Source organism: Bradyrhizobium sp. Ash2021 (genome assembly GCF_031202265.1).
Lineage (GTDB): Bacteria > Pseudomonadota > Alphaproteobacteria > Rhizobiales > Xanthobacteraceae > Bradyrhizobium.
Genome location: NZ_CP100604.1, coordinates 8,091,653 through 8,115,698 on the forward strand (window position 1 = coordinate 8,091,653; position 24,046 = coordinate 8,115,698).

Annotated in this window: 26 protein-coding genes and 1 pseudogene; 13 read left to right on the forward strand and 14 right to left on the reverse strand. The window is 62.7% G+C overall.

Going from position 1 to position 24,046, the window contains the following annotated elements:
- Positions 1-13: 13 nt before the first annotated feature.
- Positions 14-241, forward strand: a complete 228-nt coding sequence (locus NL528_RS38975; protein WP_309179636.1) for a hypothetical protein — start codon at positions 14-16, stop codon at positions 239-241.
- Between the two features lie 210 nt (positions 242-451).
- On the opposite strand, the gene NL528_RS38980 is transcribed toward NL528_RS38975, so the two are convergent.
- The 4 genes from NL528_RS38980 to NL528_RS38995 form a co-directional block, all read right to left on the reverse strand.
- A complete protein-coding gene (locus NL528_RS38980) occupies positions 452-1,963 on the reverse strand; it encodes a L,D-transpeptidase family protein (RefSeq protein ID WP_309179637.1) in 1,512 nt (503 codons plus the stop codon).
- Positions 1,964-2,082: 119 nt separating this feature from the next.
- Positions 2,083-3,264 carry a peptidase M15 gene (locus tag NL528_RS38985; protein ID WP_309179638.1) on the reverse strand — a complete coding sequence of 394 codons (1,182 nt, stop codon included), beginning with the start codon at positions 3,262-3,264 and terminating at the stop codon, positions 2,083-2,085.
- A 343-nt stretch (positions 3,265-3,607) separates the two neighbouring features.
- Positions 3,608-4,150: a hypothetical protein gene (locus NL528_RS38990; RefSeq protein WP_309179639.1), complete on the reverse strand. Its 543-nt coding sequence runs from the start codon at positions 4,148-4,150 to the stop codon at positions 3,608-3,610.
- 10 nt (positions 4,151-4,160) lie between these two features.
- Positions 4,161-5,606: a hypothetical protein gene (locus tag NL528_RS38995; protein ID WP_309179640.1), complete on the reverse strand. Its 1,446-nt coding sequence runs from the start codon at positions 5,604-5,606 to the stop codon at positions 4,161-4,163.
- A gap of 120 nt (positions 5,607-5,726) precedes the next feature.
- Here NL528_RS38995 and NL528_RS39000 point away from each other — a divergent pair, with 120 nt between their 5' ends.
- Genes NL528_RS39000 through NL528_RS39015 form a run of 4 tightly spaced genes read left to right on the forward strand, consistent with a single transcriptional unit; the run spans position 5,727 to position 7,470 of the window.
- Positions 5,727-6,041 carry a metalloregulator ArsR/SmtB family transcription factor gene (locus NL528_RS39000; RefSeq protein WP_309179641.1) on the forward strand — a complete coding sequence of 105 codons (315 nt, stop codon included), beginning with the start codon at positions 5,727-5,729 and terminating at the stop codon, positions 6,039-6,041.
- Positions 6,034-6,501: an SRPBCC family protein gene (locus tag NL528_RS39005; RefSeq protein ID WP_309179642.1), complete on the forward strand. Its 468-nt coding sequence runs from the start codon at positions 6,034-6,036 to the stop codon at positions 6,499-6,501. Before NL528_RS39000 ends, NL528_RS39005 begins: the two co-directional genes overlap by 8 nt.
- Complete coding sequence (locus NL528_RS39010) at positions 6,494-6,961, forward strand: SRPBCC family protein (protein ID WP_309179643.1); 468 nt, start codon at positions 6,494-6,496, stop codon at positions 6,959-6,961. The genes NL528_RS39005 and NL528_RS39010 overlap by 8 nt, the downstream gene beginning before the upstream one ends.
- The gene (locus tag NL528_RS39015; RefSeq protein WP_309179644.1) at positions 6,958-7,470 is read left to right on the forward strand and encodes an SRPBCC family protein; all 513 of its coding nucleotides are present in this window, start codon (positions 6,958-6,960) and stop codon (positions 7,468-7,470) included. The genes NL528_RS39010 and NL528_RS39015 overlap by 4 nt, the downstream gene beginning before the upstream one ends.
- A 122-nt stretch (positions 7,471-7,592) precedes the next feature.
- Here NL528_RS39015 and NL528_RS39020 read toward each other — a convergent pair whose 3' ends face one another.
- The 9 genes from NL528_RS39020 to NL528_RS39060 form a co-directional block, all read right to left on the reverse strand.
- Positions 7,593-8,375, reverse strand: a complete 783-nt coding sequence (locus NL528_RS39020) for a DUF2189 domain-containing protein (RefSeq protein ID WP_309185187.1) — start codon at positions 8,373-8,375, stop codon at positions 7,593-7,595.
- A gap of 284 nt (positions 8,376-8,659) precedes the next feature.
- Positions 8,660-10,270, reverse strand: coding sequence for an acyl-CoA synthetase (locus NL528_RS39025; protein ID WP_309179645.1), 1,611 nt, complete (start codon positions 10,268-10,270; stop codon positions 8,660-8,662).
- Between the two features lie 161 nt (positions 10,271-10,431).
- The gene (locus NL528_RS39030) at positions 10,432-11,619 is read right to left on the reverse strand and encodes a hypothetical protein (protein WP_309179646.1); all 1,188 of its coding nucleotides are present in this window, start codon (positions 11,617-11,619) and stop codon (positions 10,432-10,434) included.
- 28 nt (positions 11,620-11,647) lie between these two features.
- Positions 11,648-12,205, reverse strand: coding sequence for a hypothetical protein (locus NL528_RS39035; protein WP_309179647.1), 558 nt, complete (start codon positions 12,203-12,205; stop codon positions 11,648-11,650).
- Positions 12,206-12,357: 152 nt separating this feature from the next.
- A complete protein-coding gene (locus NL528_RS39040) occupies positions 12,358-13,881 on the reverse strand; it encodes an FAD-dependent oxidoreductase (protein WP_309179648.1) in 1,524 nt (507 codons plus the stop codon).
- Between the two features lie 70 nt (positions 13,882-13,951).
- Positions 13,952-14,176 carry a hypothetical protein gene (locus NL528_RS39045; RefSeq protein WP_309179649.1) on the reverse strand — a complete coding sequence of 75 codons (225 nt, stop codon included), beginning with the start codon at positions 14,174-14,176 and terminating at the stop codon, positions 13,952-13,954.
- Positions 14,152-15,165 (reverse strand): hypothetical protein, encoded by a 1,014-nt coding sequence (locus NL528_RS39050; protein WP_309179650.1) that lies wholly within the window; start codon positions 15,163-15,165, stop codon positions 14,152-14,154. The genes NL528_RS39045 and NL528_RS39050 overlap by 25 nt, the downstream gene beginning before the upstream one ends.
- Positions 15,166-15,476: 311 nt before the next feature.
- A complete protein-coding gene (locus NL528_RS39055) occupies positions 15,477-15,932 on the reverse strand; it encodes a GatB/YqeY domain-containing protein (protein ID WP_309179651.1) in 456 nt (151 codons plus the stop codon).
- A 59-nt stretch (positions 15,933-15,991) separates the two neighbouring features.
- Positions 15,992-16,693, reverse strand: a complete 702-nt coding sequence (locus tag NL528_RS39060; protein WP_309179652.1) for an alpha/beta hydrolase — start codon at positions 16,691-16,693, stop codon at positions 15,992-15,994.
- Positions 16,694-16,855: 162 nt separating this feature from the next.
- Here NL528_RS39060 and carA point away from each other — a divergent pair, with 162 nt between their 5' ends.
- The 8 genes and pseudogenes from carA to NL528_RS39100 all read left to right on the forward strand — a co-directional run bounded on the left by carA (position 16,856) and on the right by NL528_RS39100 (position 23,068).
- Entirely contained in the window at positions 16,856-18,046 is a 1,191-nt protein-coding gene (carA, locus tag NL528_RS39065) for a glutamine-hydrolyzing carbamoyl-phosphate synthase small subunit (RefSeq protein ID WP_309179653.1), read from the forward strand.
- A 45-nt stretch (positions 18,047-18,091) separates the two neighbouring features.
- A pseudogene (locus NL528_RS39070) lies at positions 18,092-18,196 on the forward strand (PaaI family thioesterase); the annotation flags it as partial.
- 126 nt (positions 18,197-18,322) lie between these two features.
- Positions 18,323-19,426, forward strand: a complete 1,104-nt coding sequence (locus NL528_RS39075; protein ID WP_309179654.1) for a mandelate racemase/muconate lactonizing enzyme family protein — start codon at positions 18,323-18,325, stop codon at positions 19,424-19,426.
- 79 nt (positions 19,427-19,505) lie between these two features.
- Positions 19,506-20,033, forward strand: coding sequence for a cupin domain-containing protein (locus tag NL528_RS39080; RefSeq protein WP_309179655.1), 528 nt, complete (start codon positions 19,506-19,508; stop codon positions 20,031-20,033).
- A gap of 30 nt (positions 20,034-20,063) precedes the next feature.
- Complete coding sequence (locus tag NL528_RS39085; protein ID WP_309179656.1) at positions 20,064-20,489, forward strand: YeeE/YedE thiosulfate transporter family protein; 426 nt, start codon at positions 20,064-20,066, stop codon at positions 20,487-20,489.
- An 8-nt stretch (positions 20,490-20,497) separates the two neighbouring features.
- On the forward strand, positions 20,498-20,950 hold the full coding sequence (locus NL528_RS39090; RefSeq protein ID WP_309179657.1) for a DUF6691 family protein: 453 nt from the start codon (positions 20,498-20,500) through the stop codon (positions 20,948-20,950).
- Between the two features lie 418 nt (positions 20,951-21,368).
- Entirely contained in the window at positions 21,369-22,832 is a 1,464-nt protein-coding gene (locus NL528_RS39095) for a DUF1254 domain-containing protein (protein ID WP_309179658.1), read from the forward strand.
- Positions 22,833-22,906: 74 nt separating this feature from the next.
- The gene (locus NL528_RS39100) at positions 22,907-23,068 is read left to right on the forward strand and encodes a hypothetical protein (RefSeq protein ID WP_309179659.1); all 162 of its coding nucleotides are present in this window, start codon (positions 22,907-22,909) and stop codon (positions 23,066-23,068) included.
- Between the two features lie 592 nt (positions 23,069-23,660).
- On the opposite strand, the gene NL528_RS39105 is transcribed toward NL528_RS39100, so the two are convergent.
- Positions 23,661-23,819, reverse strand: a complete 159-nt coding sequence (locus NL528_RS39105; protein WP_309179660.1) for a hypothetical protein — start codon at positions 23,817-23,819, stop codon at positions 23,661-23,663.
- Positions 23,820-24,046 lie beyond the last annotated feature (227 nt).

The window sequence follows — 24,046 nt, forward strand, 5'->3', positions numbered from 1 at the left end:
AGGAAGCAAAACAATGTACAAAGTTTTCCTAGCAATCATCCTGCTGTCCATTCCGGTTCCGACGGGCGCCCTGGCTCATAGCGGCTCGGAGCAGGAGCAACAGGCATGCACCCGCGACGTGCAGCGTTTCTGCCGCAAGCTGATGGATCAGGGCGACTTCACCATTCTGGCCTGCCTCAAGGAAAATCGTCCGAAGCTTTCTCCCGCGTGCCGCGGCGTGCTGGTCAGCCACGGGCAATAGCCGACGACCGCGTCCGTGCGATGCAGGCGACGACGAAAGCAAGTTAAGCTTGAGGGGACATGGGGAGGACTCATGGCCGGAGAGCGACGACGCCATTTATGCCTGCAGGACGCAGCGATGGAAGGCATGCCCTCCTGCTCTCTCCCCTTGTGGGATCCGCTCGACGCGAAGTCCGATTTCACTGAGCGGAGTTGCCGCGAGAAGAAGGGCTCACCAGCTGGAAAAAGCACTCCCGAAGGGCGCGTGCCAAAACGGCGCTGGGCGTGGGCGCGCGTAGCGGAAACCGCTCCTCGGACTGCGTCGCCGGCTGGTGATGCCTCCTTGCGGCTCGCCGTTCAACAGCACCACGAATTCCGTGCCCTTGCCGGTTTCCGGGCTCAACCCCTCGTCCGTTATGATCAGGGAAGATCGCGGCGCCACGGCGATGCGATCCAATGCGTCCTGCGGAATGACGATGCGGTCGAGCGCGGCCTTCGCGCTGTCCGGGTCCGTCGGCATCGGCTCGACGTCGCGGCCACTACTCCCGCGCGCCCGGCCGTGTGGCTCAACTGTGCTGCTGGGCGGACGTTCGCCGCCCAATGAGACGACGCTCCATCGCAAGTGGTCATCGTCGCTCGCGTGCTCGCTGGCGGTGAAGACATGCGTACCGATTGGACGATCGGGATCTGCGATCGTGACCGGGCTTTCAAAGATCGGCTCAAACGCTCGGCGGACATAAAGCCGCTGGGTCTTGCGGCTGATCAACACCGATACCGGCGCGCGTTCGCGCGCGGCCTGGCGCGCCGCCTCGGCCGCCGCGGCCCGCGCAGTCTCCGCAGCGACGGCGGCTTCACGCGCAGAGGCGACTGCATCGAGCTTCGATTGCAGATCCGCCTTGGCGGCATCCCACTGCAGCTGCAGCTCGGCGGCCCTTGCGACGGCCTGCGCCTTGGCGCCCTCGGCCTGCTCCTTTGCCTCCGGCGAGTTGGCAGAACCAAGTGCAGTCTCGGCGGCGGCCAATTTCGCCTCGGCCTTGAGCTTCAGATTTTCTGCCGCGCGCGCGGGCGCCGTGGCCCGCGCGGCCTCCCGGGCGGCCGTCCCCGCGGCGAGCCTCGCCTGGACGGCTTTCTTCGCCGCCTCCTGGGCTTCAGCGGTACGGGCGGCGGCTAAAGCGGCCACACCGGGCTTCGGTTGGAACAGAACCGGATGGGTAAGCTCAACCGGCGCCACGTCGCCTGGCGTCACGATGACCCGCATGCCAATCGCAGTCGCGTCGAACAGGCGTGCGGCGAAGTCGTAGGGCATCCGGACACAGCCATGGGACGCCGGATGGCCGGGCAGGACACCGCCGTGGAGTGCGATGCCTGACCAGGTGATGCGTTGCATGTGCGGCATGTAGGCATCGTCATACAGGTTCGAGTAATGATCCTCTTCTTTCTCGATGACGCTGAAGATTCCGGCGGGCGTTTCGCGTCCCTTCTGGCCGCTCGACACCGGCGCCCGCAGGATCCAGCCCTTGGCGTCGTAGACCGTGATCCGCTGGTCGCGCAGCGAAACGATCGCCATGATCGGATCGCCGGCGGTGCGCGACTCGATCGAATCGACCGAGCGTTCGCTCTGACCGCTTCTGGCGATGGCATGATCTCCGGCCGCGATAAGCACGACGAGAGCCACAATGGCAAGATGCCCGGGCCGCAGTCGCCTCTCGCCGTTCCACTTCACACAACGAGAGGTCATGCTCATCGCATCTGATCGGCTCTAGGCCAGGTTGTGATCAAGTAGATTCATAACGTAACGCCATTCGGTCGGACTTAGCGTCGATCAAAGCCTCTTGCACCGCACGGCCGGACCATACATCCGGGTCATTTCCGGACCTGAGCTGCAACGAGCAGGTCCGCTTTGCGAGGATGAGCCGACGTGGTCCGGATCACGCTGTGACGGTCCCGCGCAGCCAGCCGGGTGCGCTTCCTGACATCCGATTTCGCGTGTTGGGTTTTCGTCCCGCCGTGGTGCGCGGCATATTCCGTGCCGTCGATCGGTGCCAGATGCGGCGGATCTCGATCGAGATAGGGTCGCCCGATTCCAAACTCCTTGCCGTGTGCATCAATCCATTTCCAGAGGCTTTCAGTGGAAGTCCATCGCTCCGCCTGGGTCGCGCCTTTGACGCTCACGACATCGGCGGCAAGCCCGTGGCCATAGCCGCCGCGGGAGCTCCCGCCATGGTATGACCTGTCAGTCGCCGCCTTCAGGCCGCTTGCGATCGATTGACGGTAGTCATCGCGGAACGCGCTGGTGATGCCAGGCGACAGCCCGGCCTGCTCCGCCGCGCGAAGCGTATAGTAGAGCTTGAGCTTGAAGCTTCGATCCATGCCTCCGATCACGTAGTCGATTATCGGCATGCCGGCTTTTTCCGCCGCCTTCGGATCCTTCCACGCGAAGTTCTCCGGGACGAGGGTGACGAAGCTTCTGGTGACCGTCACCGTTTTGTGCCTCTTCTTGATGGCCACTTTCCTGCGTTCATGCACCTTGATGGTGTCCTCCTTGGGCGTCCGCTGGTAGAGCTCCCACAGGTATCGGTCGATGCAGATGTCCGCTACCAGGCACTCGTCGATGGTTTCGATGGTGCTCACAGCCTCCCTGGCGTCGTTTGGCACCGGATCGGGCGTGTTCGCTGTCGCCACCTGCACGGGCGGTGTTTCGGGCGGCCGCATCTGCGACGGTTCCGGCAACGCAGCCCAGATGATCGATTCCGGCTCGTCCGAGGCCGCCGTCGTATCGGTGGACATGCTCTTCACCGATTCAGCGACTGTCGCCACGTCAGCGTTGGCGACAGCGGTGTTGCTCACTGCGGCTGCCTGCGGTGCGTCCGCGCGTTCGGCGTTGGCGGTGAGAGCTGGAGCGCGGCGGTCCTCGATCGGCACTGCGCCGGCGTTCTCGATGCTGGCCGAACCGAGGCCAGCAGTCCGGGCGACGACCCAGCTCGCGAGAACGACCGTTCCGCACAACGCTGCCCCCACTGTCGCAAACCGCCGCGGGTTCATCATCCGGTCGCCTCCAAAGGCTCCACCTGAGCCGTGCTGAACAGCCAATGCGACGGGGCTGATGTTTCGGATCAAATGTGGGCGCGCTATGGCGCAAACTGCAGGTCATTTGCTTTTCCAGAAAGTGTTGCCCGAATGCAACGGGCATCTTGGAAGCAATTGAAGCAATTGTTGTGCATTCTCCGATGCAAGCGGCGCGTTCTTCCCCTCTCCCCTTGTGGGAGAGGGTGGCGCCTCACGAAGTGAGGCGACGGGTGAGGGGTCTGTCTCCGCGGATAGAGACCCCTCATCCGGCGCGCTTTGCGCGCCACCTTCTCCCACAAGGGGAGAAGGAAGAAAGCGCGCCTCAACGCCCTTCCATCGCAGCGGTCATCCAACTTGTCATCTTACTTGAACCCAAAAACTCCAGCTCGAGACGCCGCACGTCCGCCGCGTTCCCTTTCCCCTGCGCGACCGCGACCAGAAGATCGCAGCGCCGCGACACGGCGATGCCGACCGCGGCACGCTGCGATCCATCCGCCACGCGCAAATCATAGGCCCGGATGCGTCCGGCCATGTCGGCGACACGGACCACCCTCCCCGCCTCGCGCGGCGCAAACCGCTCGCTCATCAGGTCGAGATCGGCGACGCGATCGACTTCGTCGTCATCGGCGACGCCGCTGTCGCAATTGCAGAAGCCAATTTTCGGCCGGACATAGATTTCGACCGCGTCGCCGCAGGCGACCACGCCGCACCGGAAGGCGCGGCCCGCGGGCCAGCCGTCGCGTGGAAACGGCCAGGCGATCTCCTGCCAGTTTTCGCCGCGCGGCGTCGCAGCCTCGTAGGCCGCGCCGCCGGACAAGGCGCCGAGCGCGAGAGCCACAACCGTGATTGCCGGCCAGGTCCGCATGTTCACCCCGTCATTGCAACCCGGCGACGGTCCGCGCCGGACCGGTCAGTTCCAGAACATGCAGGCCGGTATTGGCGCGGTCGACGATATAGACGTAACCGCGATCGTCGGTTTCGACATTGTTGGTCTGGATTGCGACCTTGCAGCGGTCCTTGCCGTCGATGGTGACGCAGCGCTTGTCGGTCGCGGCCGTGATCGAGGGAATGAAATAGCCGACTTCCCTGGGGTGATAGGGATCGCGGATGTCGAGCGCGCGGACGCCGGCATTGAAGAAAGCGATGAACGCCATCTTCTTGTAATAGACCGGCGCCATGCTCTCGTTGGAGGAATGCGAGCCGAACCGCCCGCCGCGATCGCAGAAATTGCCGCTCGTCTCCGGCACGGTGTAGCTCGAGATCATCATCGGGCGGCTCTCGACCGTGACATCGGCGAACCACACCATCTGCCGCGGCTCGTTGCATTCGTTCAAAATCGCCTCGTCGACGATCATCACGATGTCGCGGTTCTTGCCGTCCTTGTCCCTGGCGAACTCGGCGATCGGCATGCCCAGCATCGGGAATGTGGTGTGGGCGCCGTTCAGCGCCGACATCGGCATCCGCGCAATCTCGGGCAACCGGAGATTTTCGGGCGTCGGCTCCTTCGGTCCATTGATCAGCTTGTCGCGGTCGACGATCTGCAGAAAGCCGCCCTTGTTGGTGCCGTAGCCGAAATAGATGCGGTTGCCCGATGGTCCCGTCGAGATCGGCCCGTGCACCTCGGTCGGCACCGCGCCGGTCGCGCCCGGCTCCTGGCCGGGCAGACCGAAGTCCCGGATTTTCACGGGGTGTGCGGGATCGGAGAGGTCATAGACCTGCGTCATGCGGCGGGTGCGCCAGTCCGGCGCGCCGGAAACCAGAAACGCCATGCCGGTGTCGCATTCCCACCAGTTCTTGTGGGTGTCCTTCAGTCCGGCGATCCTCGTGATCAGCACCGGATTGGCGGGATCGGCGACGTTCCAGATCTCATGGGCCTCGCCGCCAAAGGTGCGCAGCATATAGACCGCGTTGCGATCGCCCTTGGGCAGATCCTTGCCGTCGCAGACCCGCACCATCTGCGCGCCGCCGGATTCGTATTTGCCTTCCTGACCGGGAATGTGGCGCAGATATTTCGGTTGCGTGGGATCGGTTACGTCGACGATCGAGGTGCCGTTGGGCTCGGCCTTGCCGGTCTGCGGATTGACGGGCGCCGGAATATCGTCGGTGCCGCCGTGATGGCCGATATAGGCGATCCAGCGGTCGCCCTGATGATGGATGGTCGGCTGATAGGCGCTGCGCGCCTGCAAATCATTATAGCCGACCAGCTTCATATTCGAAGCTTCCGGCGGCGCGCCGACCACCTGGCTCTGCGCATTGGCGCCACCGGCGCATGCAAACAACGAAATCGAGACACACACCGCAAGTTTGACGCGACCGCCCATGCTTTTCCACCCCAAGTTCAACGCCAATCTTTGTTGGCTGACAACACGATAGCACGACCGCGGAGCTTGCCAATAACACGCTCTTGACACGCAACCATTTGGTTGCCTATTATCAAACCCATGGATGAGGTCTTCAAAGCGCTGGCGGATGTTTCGCGACGGTCGCTGCTGGACCGGCTTCACGCCAGGAACGGACAGACGCTGAACGAATTGTGCGAAGGCCTCGCCATGACGCGGCAGGCGGTCACAAAGCACCTTGCGATCCTCGAGGAGGCCAACCTCGTCACCACGTACAAGCACGGCCGCGAGAAGCTGCACTACCTCAACCCGGTGCCGATCCATCAGATCGGCGAACGCTGGATCAAGAAATTCGAGCGCGGAAAACTGGCCGCGCTCAGCGAACTGAAACGGCATTTGGAGAAGCACGATGAATAAACCCGAATTCGTCTACACCACCTATATCGAGACCACGGCAGAAAAACTCTGGCATGCGTTGACTGACGGCGACTTCACCGAGCGCTACTGGTTCGGTCACCGCGTCACCTCCGACTGGAAAGTGGAATCGCCGTACCAATTCGCCAAACAGGGCTCGCCGAGCGTCGAGGGCAAGGTGCTGATCTCGGAGCCGCCCAAAAAGCTCGCCTACACCTGGGACGCTTGTTCGGCCGATGCGAAACGCGAGCGTACCTCGCGCGTCACCTTCGACATCGAACCGCGCGGCACCGTCGTCAAGCTGACGGTGACGCACGACGATTTGGACGAAGGCGGCAAGACCTTGCGCGATATTTCCGGCGGCTGGCCGATGGTGATCGCGAGCCTGAAGAGCGTGCTGGAAACCGGACGTCCGTTGCCGGCCGATCTTGCGAGCGGCGCACGGGAACTGAGCTGTGCGTAAGCCGGAATTCATCTACGTCACCTATATCGAGACCACGCCGGAGAAATTGTGGGAAGCGTTGACGTCGAGCGAATTCTCCAGGCGCTACTGGTTCGGCACCGAACTACGATCCGACTTCAAGGTCGGCTCACCGTTGGCGCTGGTCATGGACGGCAGTATCACCGACACCGGCGAGATTCTCGAGGCCGATCGGCCACGGCGGCTTTCCTACAGCTTCAAGCACGAGATCAACGATGAAATGCGGAACGAGCCGCCGACCAAAGTCGTCTTCAGCATCGAGCCGCATGGAAAGTTCGTGAAGCTGACGCTCACCCACGAAGGCTTTGCCGAGGGCAGCAAGCTCCTGGACGGCATCTCCAAAGGATGGCCCGCCATCCTGTCGAGCCTCAAGAGCCTGCTGGAATCCGGCACCGCGCTGGCGATACCGGTTTCTGCGCTCGGCATCGAGGGCGTGTCATGAATATCCAAAATTTCAAGCCCGCGATCGTCTACGCGATCTACATCGCCGCCACACCGGAGAAGGTATGGGAGGCGCTGACCACGGCCGAGTTCAGCCGGAGATATTTCTTCGGCAATGCGGTCGAGGTCGATCTCAGGGTCGGCGGCGCCTATATCGTGCGCACGCCGGACGGCGCGCTGCATATCAGTGGCGAGGTGATCGAGTGCGATCCGCCGAACAAGCTGACGATTACGTTCAACGTCAACTGGCCGGGGCTGACCGAAAAGCTCGGCCCGACGCTGGTGACCTACGAGATCGAGCCCGCCGGCGACGCGGTGAAGCTGACCCTGATCCAGTCGCACGACCGGCCGCTCAGCGACGACATCCTGTCCGGCGGACGTGCGGGCTGGCCCGCGATCCTCTCCAGTCTCAAGAGCGTGCTGGAGACCGGCACGCCGCTGGTCATCAAGATGGCGCCGCCGGAACGGATGCTGGCCGCGCTGAAGGAAATGGGGATCAAGACGCCGTAGGGTATAAGCTCGTCATACCCTGGTGCGCGCCAGCGCGAACCGAATCTCTCTCCTACAATCTCGAGATTCCGGGTCTGCGGGCTTCGCCCGCGTCCCGGACTGACGGTTAGGAAAAATGACGGTCAGGAAAGCGCCACCGGCGCGACGACGCGCCGATACAAGTGCCAGGTCGTGTGGCCGAGCACCGGCAGCGTCACCAGAAGTCCGAGGAAGTACGGCAGCGCCGAGACGATCAGCAAGACGCCAATGACGGCGGCCCATCCGATCATCGGCATAGGACTCGTCACCACCGCACGCACGCTGGTGACCATCGCGGTGACGAAATCGACGTCGCGGTCGAGCAACAGCGGGAATGACACGACCGTTAGCGAAAACAGGATCAGCGACAGCGCCGCGCCGACGGCGTTGCCGATGGCGAGCAACAGCAGGCCCTCGTTGGTCGTGAGCGCCATAGCAATAAATTCCCGTAGATTGGAAAATGAGGCGTTGAGCCCGATCGACAATGCTATCAGGAACCCCACCTGAGACATCCAGATCACGAAGAAAAACACAGTGACCAAGGCCATCCAGCCGATCTCGCCGCGCGACCTGACCGTGGACCAGATGTCGCGCATGGAGATTGGCTGCGCGGCCTCGCGCCGGCGGCTCACTTCGTAAAGGCCGATCGCGACAAACGGACCGAGCAGCGCAAATCCGGCTGCGAGCGGATAGGCCAGATAAATCATGTCCAATGCGGTCAGGCTGAGCAGGATCACAATGCCGCCTCCGGCATAGAGCGCGCCGAAGGCCAGCCCATAAAGCGGCACGGCCTGAAAATCGCGCAAGCCCTGCCCCAGCGCCTCGGCGATGTCAGCGGACGTGATGCGGCGCACCACCGGATCGATCTTGCCGGACAAGGAAGTCATCGAAGTCATCGGCGCACCCTCCAGATCTGTTTTCTTGATGATGCAGGGCATCGATGACAGCGTATTGATCTGCGTCAATAATGTTTCGGTCTCCACTCGCGCGACACGCGGGGTGCGCTCCCTCGCCCCCGCTCCTGCGGGGTCGAGACGAGCGAAGCTCGCTCTTGGAGGGTTGGGGTGAGGGGGTCTCTCCACGGATTCGGACTCGCGGAGAGTCCCCCTCACCCGGATTTTTCGCTGCGCGTAAAATCCGACCTCTCCCCGCAAGCGGGGCGAGGTAAGCGCTATCCCAACGCCCGCAACTCGCGCCGCAGCACCTTGCCCGTCGCGGTCATCGGCAGCGTCTCCACGAACTGCACGAAGCGCGGATATTCGTGGGCGGCGAGTTGCACCTTGACGAATTCCTGAATCTCGCGCGCCAGCGTGTCGCTTGGCGCAAAGCCCGGGCGCAGCACGATCCAGGCCTTGATCGATTCGGTTCTGATAGCATCGGGAATGCCGACCACCGCCGACATCGCTACTGCCGGGTGTTTCATCAGCGTGTGCTCGATCTCCGAGGGACCGACGCGATAGCCGGCGGTGGTGATGACGTCGTCCTCGCGGCTGACATACCAGAAGTAACCGTCCACATCCTGCACGCCGAGATCGCCGGTGAGCAGAAATTCGCCGGCGTATTTCTTGGCGGTGCCTTCCGGATTGCGCCAGTATTCGATCATGGTGCACGGGCAGGGCTGACGCACGCCGATGATGCCGCGGCTTCCGCGCGGCAACTCCTCACCATTGTCGTTGACGATGCGCACGTCGAAGCCCGGCGTCGCCCGGCCCATCGAGCCCGGCCGGATCGGGAACAGGTTTGAATTGCTGCCGATCACCAGATTGCACTCGGTCTGCCCGAACACTTCATGCGCGTCGATGCCGAAGGTTTCGCGCACCCAGCCGAGCAATTCGCCGCCGAGCGATTCACCGCCGGTGAAAATGCTGCGCAGTTTTACGCCGGGATGTTTGACGTTTGCGATCCGCATCAGCTTCAACGCGGTCGGCGGCAGGAAGACGTTGCGGATGCCAAGGTCGGCCATCATCTCCATCGCCGCCTGCGGCTCGAATTTGCGCGCGCGATGGCCGACCAGCGGGATGCCGTGATACCAGAACGCAAACAGGGCGTTGATCAGGCCGCCGATCCAGGCCCAGTCGGCCGGCGTCCACATCAGATCGCCGGGCCGGGGCAGGAAATTATGGCACATCTCGACATTCGGCAGATGGCCGAGCACGACCCGATGCGCGTGCAGCGCGCCCTTGGGATTGCCCGTGGTGCCCGAGGTGTAAATGATCAGGGCGGGATCGTCGGCTGAAGTTTCGACGGTCGCAAATTCCTCGGACGCGGTTTCGATCGACGTCCAGAACGGCTTGGCGCCGGCGTGAACGGCGCCGCTGGTAATGTAGATGTCCTGCAGGTAGGGCAGCCGGTCGCGGATTTTCGTAAGCTTCTCCCAGCCGCTCTCGTCGGTGATGATCGCCCGGGCGCCGGAATTCGACAGCCGGAATTCCAGCGCATCCTCGCCGAACAGGGCGAACAGCGGGATCGAGATCATGCCGGAACGAAATGCCGCCAGATGCGCGATCGGTAATTCCAGCGACTGCGACAGAAATACCGCGACGCGGTCGCCGCGCACGAGGCCATCGGCCTTCAGCACGTTGGCAAAACGGCGCGACATCTCGGCGACCTCGTCAAACGAGGTGCGGGTCGCGACGCCGTCTTCACCGACATAGATCAGTGCGAGGCGATTGGTGCCATCGGCATGGCAATCGCAGCATGCAGTCGCCATGTTGAACCGCGCCGGGATGTCCCAGCGGAAGTTGCGGTAGAGTTCGTCGTAACTAGAGGCTTCGGTAAGCATGCGCCGGCTTTTTCCCGGACCTCAACCGAACAGCCGGAAGGGGTCGCGGGTTCGAGCCTAGCGACAAGTTTGGGCAAGTGACAAGGCTCCCGCTTGCCGGCCCGCGGCCCCGAACGACAGGTTCGGTGGCCGGCGGCCGGGCGCGGGACGATTTCTCAGGCCTATTGCGCCTTCAGATTGAAGAGACTGATGCCCCACATGAAATCGTTCGAGGTGAAATTCTTCTTGTTGGCGGGATCGATCATGTGCGACGGATCGATATTCCCCGTCGGGCTATTGGCGTTATCGAGCAGCGCGAAGAAGTTGATCTTGCCGTTCTCGCCGAACGAGGCGTAGCCGTGGCAGGTGATGCAGGACGACTTCAAGATCGGCACATTGGCATTCAGCGGCTCGATGACGGAATTACCCAGCAAGGTCGGCTTGCCGTTTTCGTCCAGGAACGTCACCTGCGTCCCCTTCAGGCAGTAATTCTGCCATACCGCGTCGGTCCCGGCGCTCTCCAGCATCGACTTCAACGCCGGTGTCTTGGGGCAGTCCCCGTAGGGACGATTGGGATCCGGATTCGGCGTCACGCTGGCATTGGCCGCGCCGAACGAATCGCGGCATCCGATGAAGTCGCAGCGCCCCGGATTCATCGCCCCTTCGAAATCCGACCAGACCCAATTCTTGACCTGCTTCGAACTGATGTGGAACGACAGCAGCGCAATCTCGGTCGCCACGCCAGTGATGATCGTGGACGAGGTATAATAGTGTCCCCGGATCACGCCGGCATCGACGCCCAGCCATTTGGAGACATCGGCAACACTGGCCCAATCGCCCTTGAACTCGATGGCGTCGGCCGGCAAATCGACCTTGAGCCCGCTGGCGAACGCCTTGCCAAGTCCGGCGCGCGAATCCAGTCCGTTGAACACGATGTACTGAAATGACGCCCAATTTCGCCGAACCTCTTCGCCGATGCAGCCACCCGGCGGAAATGTCGAACCGGCGGCGGCGGTGCCCGGCGGCAATCCCTGCGGCTTGGTACAGTCGGTGGTAAAGGCGAACGGACGAACCACGGCATCGCTTCTCATGCTGGCCCGCGCCAGCGCGCTGGGTTGTAGCACCTTGGGGGTATCGACCGACGGCCACTGCGCCGGAGACTTGACATAGATATCCTCGTCCGACGCCCAGGTTTCGAATTCGACCTTCTTGGCTTTCGGATTGCCCGCTGGCGCCGTTATCTGGGCGAACCCTTCCCAGGCCACCATGTCGGAGTGCTGTCCCCACGGCAGGAATGCGCCCTGGGCGTAACCCGGCTGAACCAATCCCGACATCGACAACAGCAAAGCAATTGAAAAAGCGCCGCGCATGTGACTGCCTCCGGCTCAATCGTTGAGGTCAATGAAAACCGCCGTCCATCCAGCTCTTGAAGAGCGCAACCTTCTCCGGCGGCCACCTCCCATCCGGCGGCATGAAGCCGCTTGAAAGGGCCGTGAAGACTCGCTGGGCGTTGGCCGGCGTGCTCAACCAGGCCTGGTCCTCCAGTTTCACCCCTTTCAAGTCCATGCAGGTGATATCCATGCTGCGGAACAGCGGCCTGATGTCGTCGACATAGGTCGGGGGCCCCTCGCCGTCCGCCGGCAACTGCACGAAGGTGCCGTGATGCTGCTCGAAGCGGTTACCCGGATTGGTGATGTTGGTGATCATTTTCTTGTTTCCGTAATCCTCGACATGCACGACCGTGGTCGTGTCGCCCTCCTGCCAGGTGACGAGAAACAAATCGGGCCCGATATTTTCGGTCTTGATGACGACGTTTTCAGTTTGCCCGGGCGATCCGTCGGGATTTTGAACGACGTAGGTCAGCGACGTCGCCGACGTAAAGGAGAGGACCACTTTGAATTCTACAAAATCGACCAGGTATTTGTTTCCCGTTCCGGGAAAGGAATCATTTGGCATGGAGCGCACCCTCCGCCACATCGCTGGGATGCGCCGATCGTATTACTTTCCCCAGGGTTGTTCCAGTCAAATATTGAAACTTAATGTCGCAGCAGCAAAATACCCCCTGCGGTTGAACTGAAATTCTGGCTGCGCCTGCTCACGGCTGGAATTCAGCGCGTTGCCTTCTCCATCGCCAGTTCCGCCTCGAGGCTGGCAGTGTCGCGATAGATCGACGCAACGGCGAGCACGCGGCCCCCGCTGCTGTAGCGCAGCAGGCAATCTTTCCCGGCGATATCGCCGTCGACGGCGATCTCGTCCCACTTCTCGGCGTGACCGACATAATTGATCGGCACGTCGTAATGCTGGCTCCAGAAGAATGGCACGGCGTCGAAGGCTTCGCGCGCGCCCAGCATGTTGCGCGCAGCGGTCTGGCCCTGGCGTTCGGCCACCACCCAATGTTCGACGCGGATTTTCTCGCCGGAATGCGGATCGGGCCAGCGCGCGATGTCGCCGGCCGCATAGATGCCGGGGACGCTGGTTTCGAGATAGGCATTCACGGCGACGCCGCGGTCGATCGCAAGCCCGGCCTTTTCCGCCAGCGCGAGCCGCGGCCGCACGCCGACCCCGACCACCACGACATCGGCCTCGATCACGCCGCCGCTCTTCAAGCTTGCGCGCTTGCCGTCGATCGCGGTGACGGTATCGCCGAGGTGGAAGATGACGCCGTGCTCTTCATGCAGGGCGCGGACGAAATCACCCATCGCGGGCCCGAGCACACGCTCCATCGGCCGCTGCTCGAGCCCGACGACGTGGACCTCGATATCCCGCGCGCGCAACGACGCGGCGGCCTCGAGCCCGATGAAACTCGCACCGATCACGATCGCGCGGCGCGCGCCATCGGATGAGGCAATGATCGCCCGGCAATCGGCCAGCGAGCGCAATACATGGACATGGGGCTGGTCGGCGCCCGGGATCGGCAGACGCACCGGCTCGGCGCCGGTCGCCAGCAGCAAGCGGTCGTAGGCGATGGTTTCGCCGCCGGCGAGGACCACGGCTTTCGCCCTCGTGTCGATCGATGCGACCTCGGTATTGAGTCGCAGGTCGATGGCGGCCCCTCTATAAAAATCGTCCGGCCGCAGCGGCAGCCAGTCCTCTGGCGCGCTGCCGGCGAGATAATCCTTTGACAGGTTCGGCCGGTCCACCGGTGCTGCGGCTTCGCTGCTCAGCATCACGATTCCGCCGGAAAAGTCCTGGCGCAGCAGCATCTCGGCGGCGGCAAAGCCGGCGGCACCGCCGCCGACGATCACGATTTTGCCGGGCGCATCGGCTGCGGCGATCACGCGCGGCTTCGGTTGCGCGCGCTTTTGCCGGACGAAGATGCGGCCGCCTTCGTGCTCGACGTTCCAGACCGCCAGCGGATTCAACGCCGGCGCGCGGGTGGCTTCGCCGGTGCGCAAATCGAAACAGGCGTGGTGCCAGGGACAGCGAATGCTTTCGCCATCCACCACGCCTTCCGCGAGCGGACCGTGATAATGGCTGCAATGGGCGTCGATGGCAAAAATCTCCGCCCCCGAACGCACCAGCAGCACTTCTTCATCGCCGACATGGCCGAGCAGCGTCGCGCCGGAGAACTCGGACAGCGTTATCCCCTGCGACAGGTCGGGACCGGCGGGTGCGGCTTGCTGATCGGCCATCGCGTTCCTCCGTTGTTTAATGTCAGATGAAACCGCCGTTCACCGCATCGGTTCCGAAAGCAGGCCGGCGTCACTTCCCGGAATTGGCATCCCGCGGCGCTCGCTTGACCACCCCGACCGGGGTGGCGAACCCTTCCATGGTTCGGATGCGCTTCTCGAGCCACCAACCATATTCGGGGGCCCAATCCTCGAACTTCCGGTTGATGCCGAGATCATGGGCCCAGTGATGGGCGATGTTGGGATTGAACTGGGATTGCCGGCCAACCGCGATCAGGTCGGCCTGCCCGTTCTCCAAAATCGCTTCCGCCTGCCGCGCTTCGAGAATGATGCCGACCGCCATCGACGCAATGCCGACTTCGTTGCGGACGCGCTCGGCGTAGGGGACCTGGAAACCGAGCCCGCGCGGGACTTGCGCTGCGGTCGCCGAACCTGAAATGCCGCCGGAGGAGCGATCACGTCGACGCCCCTGGACTTCAATTCCCGGGCAAAGGCCACCGTGTCATCCAGGTTCCAGCCGTTCGGCGCGCCATCGACCGCGGAGACGCGAACGAATAGCGGCATGGTGTCCGGCATTTCGCGGCGCACCGCCTCGACGATCTCGAGCGGCATGCGCATGCGCCCGGCGCGATCGCCGCCATATTCATCGTTGCGCGTATTGGAAACCGGCGAGAGAAACGAGGCCAGCAGATAGCCATGGGCGGTGTGGATCTCGATCGTATCGAAGCCCGCGGCGACCGCGTTGCGGGCGGCGTTCGCCCAGGTGCCGACCATCGCCCTGCACTCTTCGGTGGAGAGCTGGTGCGGGGTCAGCCATCCCGGCGCGACCGGCTCGCTGGTCGGGCCGACCGGTTGCCACAGCCTGGCGCCGGCCTTGATCTGTTCCGGCGTGAGCGGGCCCATGCCGTCCATCGCGCGCTGCGAGGACGATTTGCGTCCGCCATGCGCGAGCTGAATGCCGATCGCGGTGTTCTCGCCCTTCATGAAGGCGATCAGCGGCTTGAAGCTCTGCGCCTGCGCATCGTTCCAGATGCCGAGGTCATGCTCGTTGATCAGGCCAACCTCTTCGACGGCCGTGGCCTCGACAAAAACCAGCCCGAAGCCGCCGAGCGCAAAGCGGCCGAGATGCACGTTGTGAAAGGTGCCGCAGGTGCCGCCGGGCCCGGCGCGATAATGCACCATCGGCGGCACCACCAGACGGTTCTTCAGCGTCAGGCCACGAACCGTGAACGGCTGAAACAACAGAGGAGGTGCAGCGTCAACGCCGTCGATGACAGAGGCTGACATGAAATTGCCTGTCGAATGGGTACAAAACCTACGCGAAGAATTCCCTATTTTGGGCAACAGGTCCAGCACGCCTCGCCACGGGCAACGGACTGCGAACGCATGCCTGAAATGTTAACTCTCTTTTTCACCTCTCCCCGTTCTTCACGGGGAGAGGTCGCGAACGAAGTGAGCGGGTGAGGGGCTTTTTCGACACGCGCGGGCGTTGCGTGATTGAATAGCGGTACCCCCTCACCCGGATCGCACCTGACGATGCTTCGCATCGCCGAGGCGATCCGACCTCTCCCCGCAAGCGGGGAGAGGTGAAAAAGAATTCAGCCCGCCAATGCCGCCTTCACCATGCCGCTGGCTTTGCCGAAATCCATTTGCCCGGCGTACTTCGCCTTCAGCACGGCGATCACCTTGCCCATGTCCTTCACGCCGGCGGCGCCGGTTTCCGCGACCGCGGCTGATATCGCCGCCTTCACGTCGTCGTCCGACATCTGCTTCGGCAGGTACGCCGAGATGATCGCGATCTCGTCGCGCTCTTGGGCTGCGAGTTCGGCGCGGCCGCCCTTGTCGTAGAGCTCGACCGATTCCTGGCGCTGTTTTATCATTTTCTGGAACACGCCCAGAAGATCAGCATCGCTGAGCGGCGGCTTGCCCTCTCCGCGCGCGGCGATATCGGCGTTCTTGATGGTCGAATTGACCATGCGCAGCGTGGACAGCTTGCGCTCATCCTTGGCCCGCATCGCGTCCTTGACCGCGTTATTGATGTCGTCGCGCAGCATCGTGGTGTCCTCGTAAGCTTTCAGGGCTCTGATCTAGGCTGTTCGCGCCGCCAGAACAACTAGCTCCGCAGCCATTCGACCAGCGCGTCCGCGGTCGCCTGCGGCTGTTCCACCTGCGGCAGATGCCCGCAATTCGGCAGGATTTTCAGTTTCGCGTCGGGGATGCCGTTGGCCATCTCCATCGAGAGCGAGTTCGGGATGGTGTTGTCCTGGTCGCCGCTCAAGACCAGCGTCGGACATTTGATCCACGCCAGCGACGGTCGCGAGTCCGGCCGGCCGATGACCGCGATCTGCTGGCGGATGAACGCCTCCGGCCCGACATCGTCGCCCATGTCGTAGACAAGCTGGCGCAACACGGCATCCTGCAGCCGCAATGGATGCACGAAGCCAAGGAAAAGCTCGTCGAGCACGGCACGGTATTCGCCGCTCCTGGCGCGGGCGATCATGCCATGGCGGCGGGTCGTCGCTTCCGCCGTGTCCGGCCGGCCCTGGGTGTTGATCAGCGCCAGTTTAGCGACCCGCGCCGGCGCCTGCCGCAGGATCTCGAAGGCGATGTAGCCGCCCATCGAATGCCCGGCCAGCGCAAAGCGCGGCGGCGCCTCGGCCAGGATCCGGCGGGCGATCGCCCCCATATTGTCGTCGCGGATGTGGTTGGCGATGGTGACCGGGCCGAACCGCCACAAGGCCGGGACCACGGGCGAGAAAATCCGCGGCGATGACACCAGGCCCGGAACGAGCAGGATCGGCATCGTATTGTCCATGCGCGGCTCCGGATCGGCGGGTTTTGGGCGGAAATCGGCCCCTCAAGATGGAACCCCAGATTAAGACCCCGGCACCACCTGTCAAATTTGCCGGGAAACGCGTGTGAATCCGCGTCGTTTTGGGCTTCACGCGGCAGGATGTGGCGACTATGTAATGCGCTCATGACAATCCCTGAAAACCCCTTGGCCTGGCCGGACCACAAACCGACCGCGCTGCTCGTGCTTGCCGACGGCACCGTGCTGGAAGGCTTCGGCCTCGGCGCGGAAGGCCAGGCCGTCGGCGAGGTCTGCTTCAACACCGCGATGACCGGATATGAGGAGATCCTCACCGATCCGTCCTATGCCGGGCAGCTCATCACCTTCACCTTCCCGCATATCGGCAACGTCGGCACCAACGACGAGGACATCGAGACGGTGAACATGGCGGCAACGCCGGGCGCGCGCGGCGTGATCCTGCGCTCCGCGATATCAGATCCCTCCAACTACCGCGCCACCAAACATCTCGATGCGTGGCTGAGGGCGCGCGGCATCATCGGGCTTTCCGGCATCGACACCCGCGCGCTGACCGCGCTGATCCGCTCAAAGGGCATGCCGAATGGCGTGATCGCCCATGCCAAGGACGGCCAGTTCGACCTGCATGGCCTGAAGGAAGAAGCGCGCGAATGGCCGGGCCTCGAGGGCATGGACCTGGTGCCGATGGTGACGTCCGCCCAGCGCTTCACCTGGGATGAGACCCCCTGGGGCTGGGAAAAGGGTTTTGGCCGCCAGACCGCCCCCGAGTTCAACGTGGTTGCGATCGACTACGGCATCAAGCGCAACATCCTGCGGCTGCTCGCAGGCGAAGGCTGCAAGATCACCGTGGTGCCGGCGACGACTTCGGCCGAAGACATTCTGGCGATGAAGCCGGACGGCGTTTTCTTGAGTAACGGCCCCGGCGATCCCGCCGAGACCGGCAAATATGCGGTGCCCGTGATCCAGAAGGTAATCGAGTCGGGCACGCCGACCTTTGGCATTTGCCTAGGGCATCAGATGCTCGGCCTCGCCGTCGGCGCCAAGACCAAGAAGATGCATCAGGGCCACCACGGCGCCAATCACCCGGTCAAGGACGAGACCACCGGCAAGGTCGAGATCACCTCGATGAACCACGGCTTTGCGGTGGATCAGGCGACGCTGCCGAAAGGCGCGACGCAGACCCACATCTCGCTGTTCGATGGTTCCAATTGCGGCATCCAGCTCGACGGCAAGCCGGTGTTCTCGGTGCAGTATCACCCCGAGGCCTCGCCCGGCCCGCGCGACTCGCATTACCTGTTCAAGCGGTTCGCCGATCTGATGCGTGCCAACAAGCGGGCGTAAAACGCACGCCACCGTCTTTGCGAGGAGCGAAGCGACGAAGCAATCCGCCGCGCCGCCACCGCGGAAGTGCGCATCACCGACGCCAAGGGCCGCCTGCTGGCGCACGCCACCACGACCTGCCTGGTTTTCGAGATTCCGAAAGGCCAATAAGACAATCCGGGCGACCCGCATTGCTGGCATGACGGACGGCGCTGGATCAGCGCCGGCCATCTGTGGTTGACTTTCCCTGCCCGAGATCAGGCGAACATGATCCTGGCCAACAAAGGGAAACGCCCGATGACTTCCGCCAACCCCGATATGACGATTCGCGACGTGCGCGTGACGATGTTGCGCCTGCCCTGGGCCGACGACCCCTGGCTCAAGGGCCAGGCGCTGGGCGCGACGCGCGACATTCTCATTTGCGAGGTCGAGACCGCAGGTGGCATCACCGGCATGGGTTATCTGTTCGTGTTCCGCCCCGGCATGAAGTCGATCGCGGCCTGTCTCGACGAGTGCATCATCCCGCGCGTGAAGGGCAAGGACGCCACCGCGATCGAGGCGATCTGGCGCGATCTGTGGACGGCGACGATGACCTATGGCCGCGGCGGCATCGCCGCGATGGCGATGTCGGCGATCGACATCGCGCTGTGGGATGCAGTTGGAAAACGCGCCGGGCTGCCGCTGCACCGGCTGTGGGGGCATTATCGCTCGCAAATCCCGATCTATGGCTCCGGCTGCTTCCGCGGCGCCGGCGGCGACGGGATGATCGATAAGGCGCTGCATTTCGTGAAGCAGGGCTACAAAGCGATCAAGATGCAGGTCGCGCATGTCCATACGCCCGCGCAGGACCTCGACAATGTGCGCCGCATGCGCGAGGCGCTCGGGCCGGACATCGACATCATGATCGACGTCAATATGGGCTGGAGCGCCGACGTCGCGATCGAGATGGGACGCAAGTTCGAACAATACAACATCTACTGGCTGGAGGAGCCGGTGCCGGCCGACGATTTCGCCGGCTACCAGCGCATCGCCGCGGCGCTCGATTTGCGCGTCGTCGGCGGCGAGACCCATTTCACGCGCTACGACCTGCGGCCGTTCTTCATCAATCCCTGCCTGCCGATCCTGCAGCCCGACCCGATGCGCGGCGGCATGACGGATCTGCGCAAGATCGCAGCCCTTGCAGATACCTGGGGCATCACCATCGCGCCGCATCTGTTTCCCGAACTCAACGTGCACCTGCTGGCCTCGATCCCGAACGGCATCTGGTGCGAGAACATGGGGCTGATCGACGACCTCTGGGTCGATCCGCCCGAGATTGCCAATGGTATGATCACCGCGCCGGAGCGGCCCGGACACGGGCTGAAGTTCAAGGACGAAGTGCTCAAGTTCAAAATCCAGTAGGAACGGCTGTCGGACAAACGGTTTGGTTTGTCCGGAGATCACGCTCCCTCGGAACGCCGGAGAAAACCGGAGAAAACTTATGTCCGTCGTCAGCGCCGATATCGAACCGCTCAGCTTCGTCTTCGCCGACGACGGCCTCGTTCCCAACAATCCGATGCCCTTCCTGGTCTACAAGGGCGCGGTCGACGTCGCCAACGATCATCCCGAGAAAACCATCGAGGGATTGTTCGGCGCCAATGGCTGGGGCGCGATGTGGCGCAACGGCGTCTACGACTATCTGCACTATCATGCGACCGTGCATGAAGCGCTTGGTGTGGCGCGAGGCCGTGCGCGCGTGCGCTTCGGCGGCGACCGCGGCAAAGAATTGGACATATCAGCCGGCGACGTCGCCATCCTGCCCGCGGGCACCGGGCATCAGTGCATCTCCGCAAGCCCTGATTTTTGCGTGGTCGGCGCCTACCCGCCCGGACCCGCCATGCAGATCACGCGGCCGACGCCGGAAAATCACGCCAAGGCGTTGAAGACAATTCCGCAGGTGAAATTGCCGAAGACCGATCCGGTACGAGGAGAAGACGGACCGCTGGTGAAACGATGGAAGCCCGGGTAGACCTTCGTCGCGGCACCACTGGAGTGAGACATGACAACAACCTTCACACCGATCGCTTCGCTGGCCGGCGGCGCCCTGATCGGGCTCGCCGCCGTGATGCTGATGGCCTTCAGCGGGCGGATTGCCGGCGTCAGCGGCATTGCCGCGCGCCTGCTGCCGCCGTTCGTCGACCGCGAACTGACTGGAAGAATCGCGTTCCTGGCCGGGCTGGTTGCGGTGCCGTCCATCTTCCTGCTCGCAACCGGACAATTTCCGGCGCAATCGATCGAGACCGGCGGTGTTCTACTGGCCTTCGCGGGTCTTCTGGTTGGCTTCGGCTCGGTGTGGGGCAATGGCTGCACCTCCGGGCATGGCGTCTGCGGAATTTCCCGCCTGTCGGTCCGTTCTCTCGTCGCCACAGCTGTCTTCATGGCCACGGGATTTGCGACCACCTTCATCATCAGGCATTTGCTGTGAGGTCCGCCATGTCTGTCGTCATCCAGTTTGCGATCGGCCTGATCTTCGGCCTTGGGCTCGTGATTTCGGGCATGTCCAATCCTGCAAAAGTGCTGAACTTTCTCGACCTCGCGGCCATTCGCAACGGCGCGTGGGATCCGAGCCTGGCGTTCGTGATGATGGGTGCGGTGGCGACCGCGTTCATCGGCTTCCGGCTGGTGCTGAAGCGGCCGCGGCCGGTCTTTGCCGAAGCGTTCCATCTGCCGGCCCGAAGCGACATCGATTCCCGCGTCGTCTCGGGACCTGCGATTTTCGGAATCGGTTGGGGCCTGGCGGGTCTCTGTCCCGGCCCGGCTTTTGTTGCGCTTGGCTACGGCACGTCGGCATCGATCCTGTTCGTGATCGCGATGTTCGCGGGCATGGCGATCGCGCGCACGCTCGCGAACCGGCAGCCGGCGCTTGTGGCGCAATCACAGGAGTAGAGGAGCTTCCATGTCGCGCGCGATCGCACGCTGGACATGCCCAGTGACGCGCTCTGAACGCGTCGCGATGGCGCGAAATAATTAAAAAGCGCCGGAAATGTCGCAAGAATAAACTTGCCGGCAGGCAGGCGCGACGAGGCGGCATCAAACGATGATCGCGACTGGCCCTCATTTCTCGCTTGTGCTAGAGTAATACTCGTGGAGGTAGCCGAAAACGCCCTTCAGCGATTAGCTTTATAGCGTCTGCTCACAGCCATCCTGTTCGATCGGCGTGTTGTGCAGCGGGCTTCGCACGTTCTGTTGCATACGCCGTCTCTCGCGCGTCGGAGCGAGAATGCCCCACCTCGATCAGCCGATTTTTTCCAGAAGACAAACGGATCGCAAATAACGACAGCACACATCAGACGGAGGATTCGACATGTTTCGAGCAATTCTGACGCTGACATTGTCTCTCTGCCTGGGCGCGGCGGCCGCGCCCGCGGCGCTGGCCCAAGCGGCCCCGGCCATCACCGAGCAGGAGGCGCACGCGATCGCGGTGGACGCCTATGTTTACTTCTACTCCATCATGTCGATGGACGTGACGCGGAAGCAATTCACCAACATCGAACCGGGCAAGGAAATCGGCAAGGGCCCGATGAACATGTTCATCAACGTGCCCGAATACCCGCCGGCAGATTTCAAGGGTGTGGTCCGCTCCAACTTCGACACGCTGTATTCCATCGCATGGCTCGACATGACCAAGGAGCCCATCGTCCTCACGGTTCCCGATACCAACGGGCGCTATTACCTGATGCCGATGCTCGACATGTGGACCGATGTTTTCGCGTCGCCGGGCTGGCGAACCACTGGTACCAAGGCGCAGACCATTCTGCTGGCGCCGGCCGGCTGGCGGCCGGATTTGCGTGACAGGTTTGCCGAAGAGTTCAAACTTCCGGCGGACACGCAGCGCATCGAAGCGCCAACGCCTTATGTCTGGCTTATCGGCCGCACCAAGACGGACGGTCCGGCGGACTACGACGCGGTTCACAAGATCCAGGCGGGTTATAAGGTCACGCCGCTTTCCGATTTTGGCAAAGCGCCCAAGGCGGTCGAATTCAAGCCCGACCCGAGCGTCGACATGAAGACGCCGCCAAAAGTCCAGGTCGATACCATGACGGCTGGCGTGTATTTCGCCTATGCGGCCGAGTTGCTCAAGCTTCACCCGCCGCATGTCACCGATCGGCCGATGATCGCGCGGATGAAGAAAATCGGAATCGAGCCCGGCAAGAGCTTTGATATCGGCAAGCTCGATCCGGTCGTGCAACGCGCGCTCGAAACCGCACCGCAGGACGGACAGAAGCTGATGGCGTGGAAGCTGCCGACGTTGGCGCGGGTCACTAATGGCTGGTCGATGAACACCGACACGGTGGGCGTATATGGCAACTATTACCTGAAGCGAGCTATTCTCGCGCAGCAGGGACTTGGCGCAAACCTGGTCGAGGACGCCATCTATCCTCTCAATCTCGCCGACGATTCAGGCAAGCCGCTCGATGGCACCAACAAATACACCATCAGCTTTGCGAAAGGCGCGACCCCGCCGGTCGATGCGTTCTGGTCGATCACCCTCTACGATCAGGAAGGATTCCAGGTCGGCAACGCCCTGAACCGCTTCGCCGTCAGCAGCTGGATGCCGTTCAAATACAATCCGGACGGCTCGCTCGATCTGTACTTGCAGAACGAAAGTCCCGGCAAGGACGTCGAAGCCAACTGGCTTCCGGCGCCGAAGGGAGCCTTCAACCTGACCATGCGTCTCTACAGCCCGAAGTCGGAGGCGCTTACCGGAAAATGGAATCCGCCGCCGGTCGTGAAGACGCAAGTAACCGTGGGTTTGTCGGCTCAGTAAGAGAGAAAATGATCCGAAAACTTTAGCGAAACAACTCGGCCGTCTCTGCGTCGGTTTGTCGGAGGGCACTACTCATGACAAATCGCCAGCTCAGAGAGCAGGAAGTTCAGATCGCGCATTATCAGCTTTTGTCGCGGGAGCTTACTGATCCGCCTGCCGCGTGTTTGCTTCGGGTCATTGTCGAAGAACTTGAAGCCGACCTGCGAAGGGATCGTGACAAGAGCTGCTCCGAATGAGGGTCGCGCCGGGGCCACGTCGCTGCCACATTGTCCCCAAGATCGGCGCAATTAATCAGCGACACGTTGATCGGAAGGCGCGGCGGATGTACCCGGCCTGATGATCTCGAATGGCCCCGACGTGCAATATCGTCGGGGCCATTGTTGTGTCGGCGTCGTTTCATCAGTCGATCGGCTCAATGAGTGGCCTGCCCTAGTCAAGCAGGAGATAGTCCAACATCTTGAGCGACTGTTCGCCGAGGAACTTGACTCCGGAGTGCGGCATGTTGCGTGCCTTTGTTTGCGGGGCGAGCCGCCGCGCAGATCGTGGTGTCGCTAACGCCGATGCCGCCCATGTCAGCCTAGTAAATGCACTGCCGGACGTAGCAGCCCCCGCTCACCCGTATCCACTGGCATGGGCTGGGAGGTGGCTCCTTGATGATCGGCCATCCGTGAATGTCGATGTTCGTCGGCGCGGTGATGCCGCGCCAAGAGACTGCATTCGCTTCAGAGGAACGGAAAATCAATCCCCCCGCAAAACAGGTGATGGCCGTGCAGATTAACAGGAAGCGACGCATTTGTTTTGTCCGCTGCGACATAAAGTATGCCAATGCTACGCCAAGTTCGCGATTAAGCCAAGGCGCGGAATTTCCGGCAAATGCCTCTCTGACGCGATCAACACGAGAGATGAAAACCGGTCCCCTTCGGCCTTTGTGTTGCGGATCAAACGCGTGCTGACCGGCAGTGAAATCGACGAGGTGATCGCGGACATCCCGGCTCGTGAAGCGTCAGCGGCCGGACGTGCGCGCCGGAAGCGGTGAGAGTTATCGAGAACGCCGCTCGTCTCATGACCGATTACTAGAGTTTAGCAGGAAGACGCGCGCGCTCACGGACTGAGCCATTTCGGCTTGCTGTCGATTGAACGGGAGCGGCGTGAGGCGATGGAGGTCCGTCTCTCCGCAGACAACCCCAGAGGCGGTAACGTTGACTGGTTAGGTT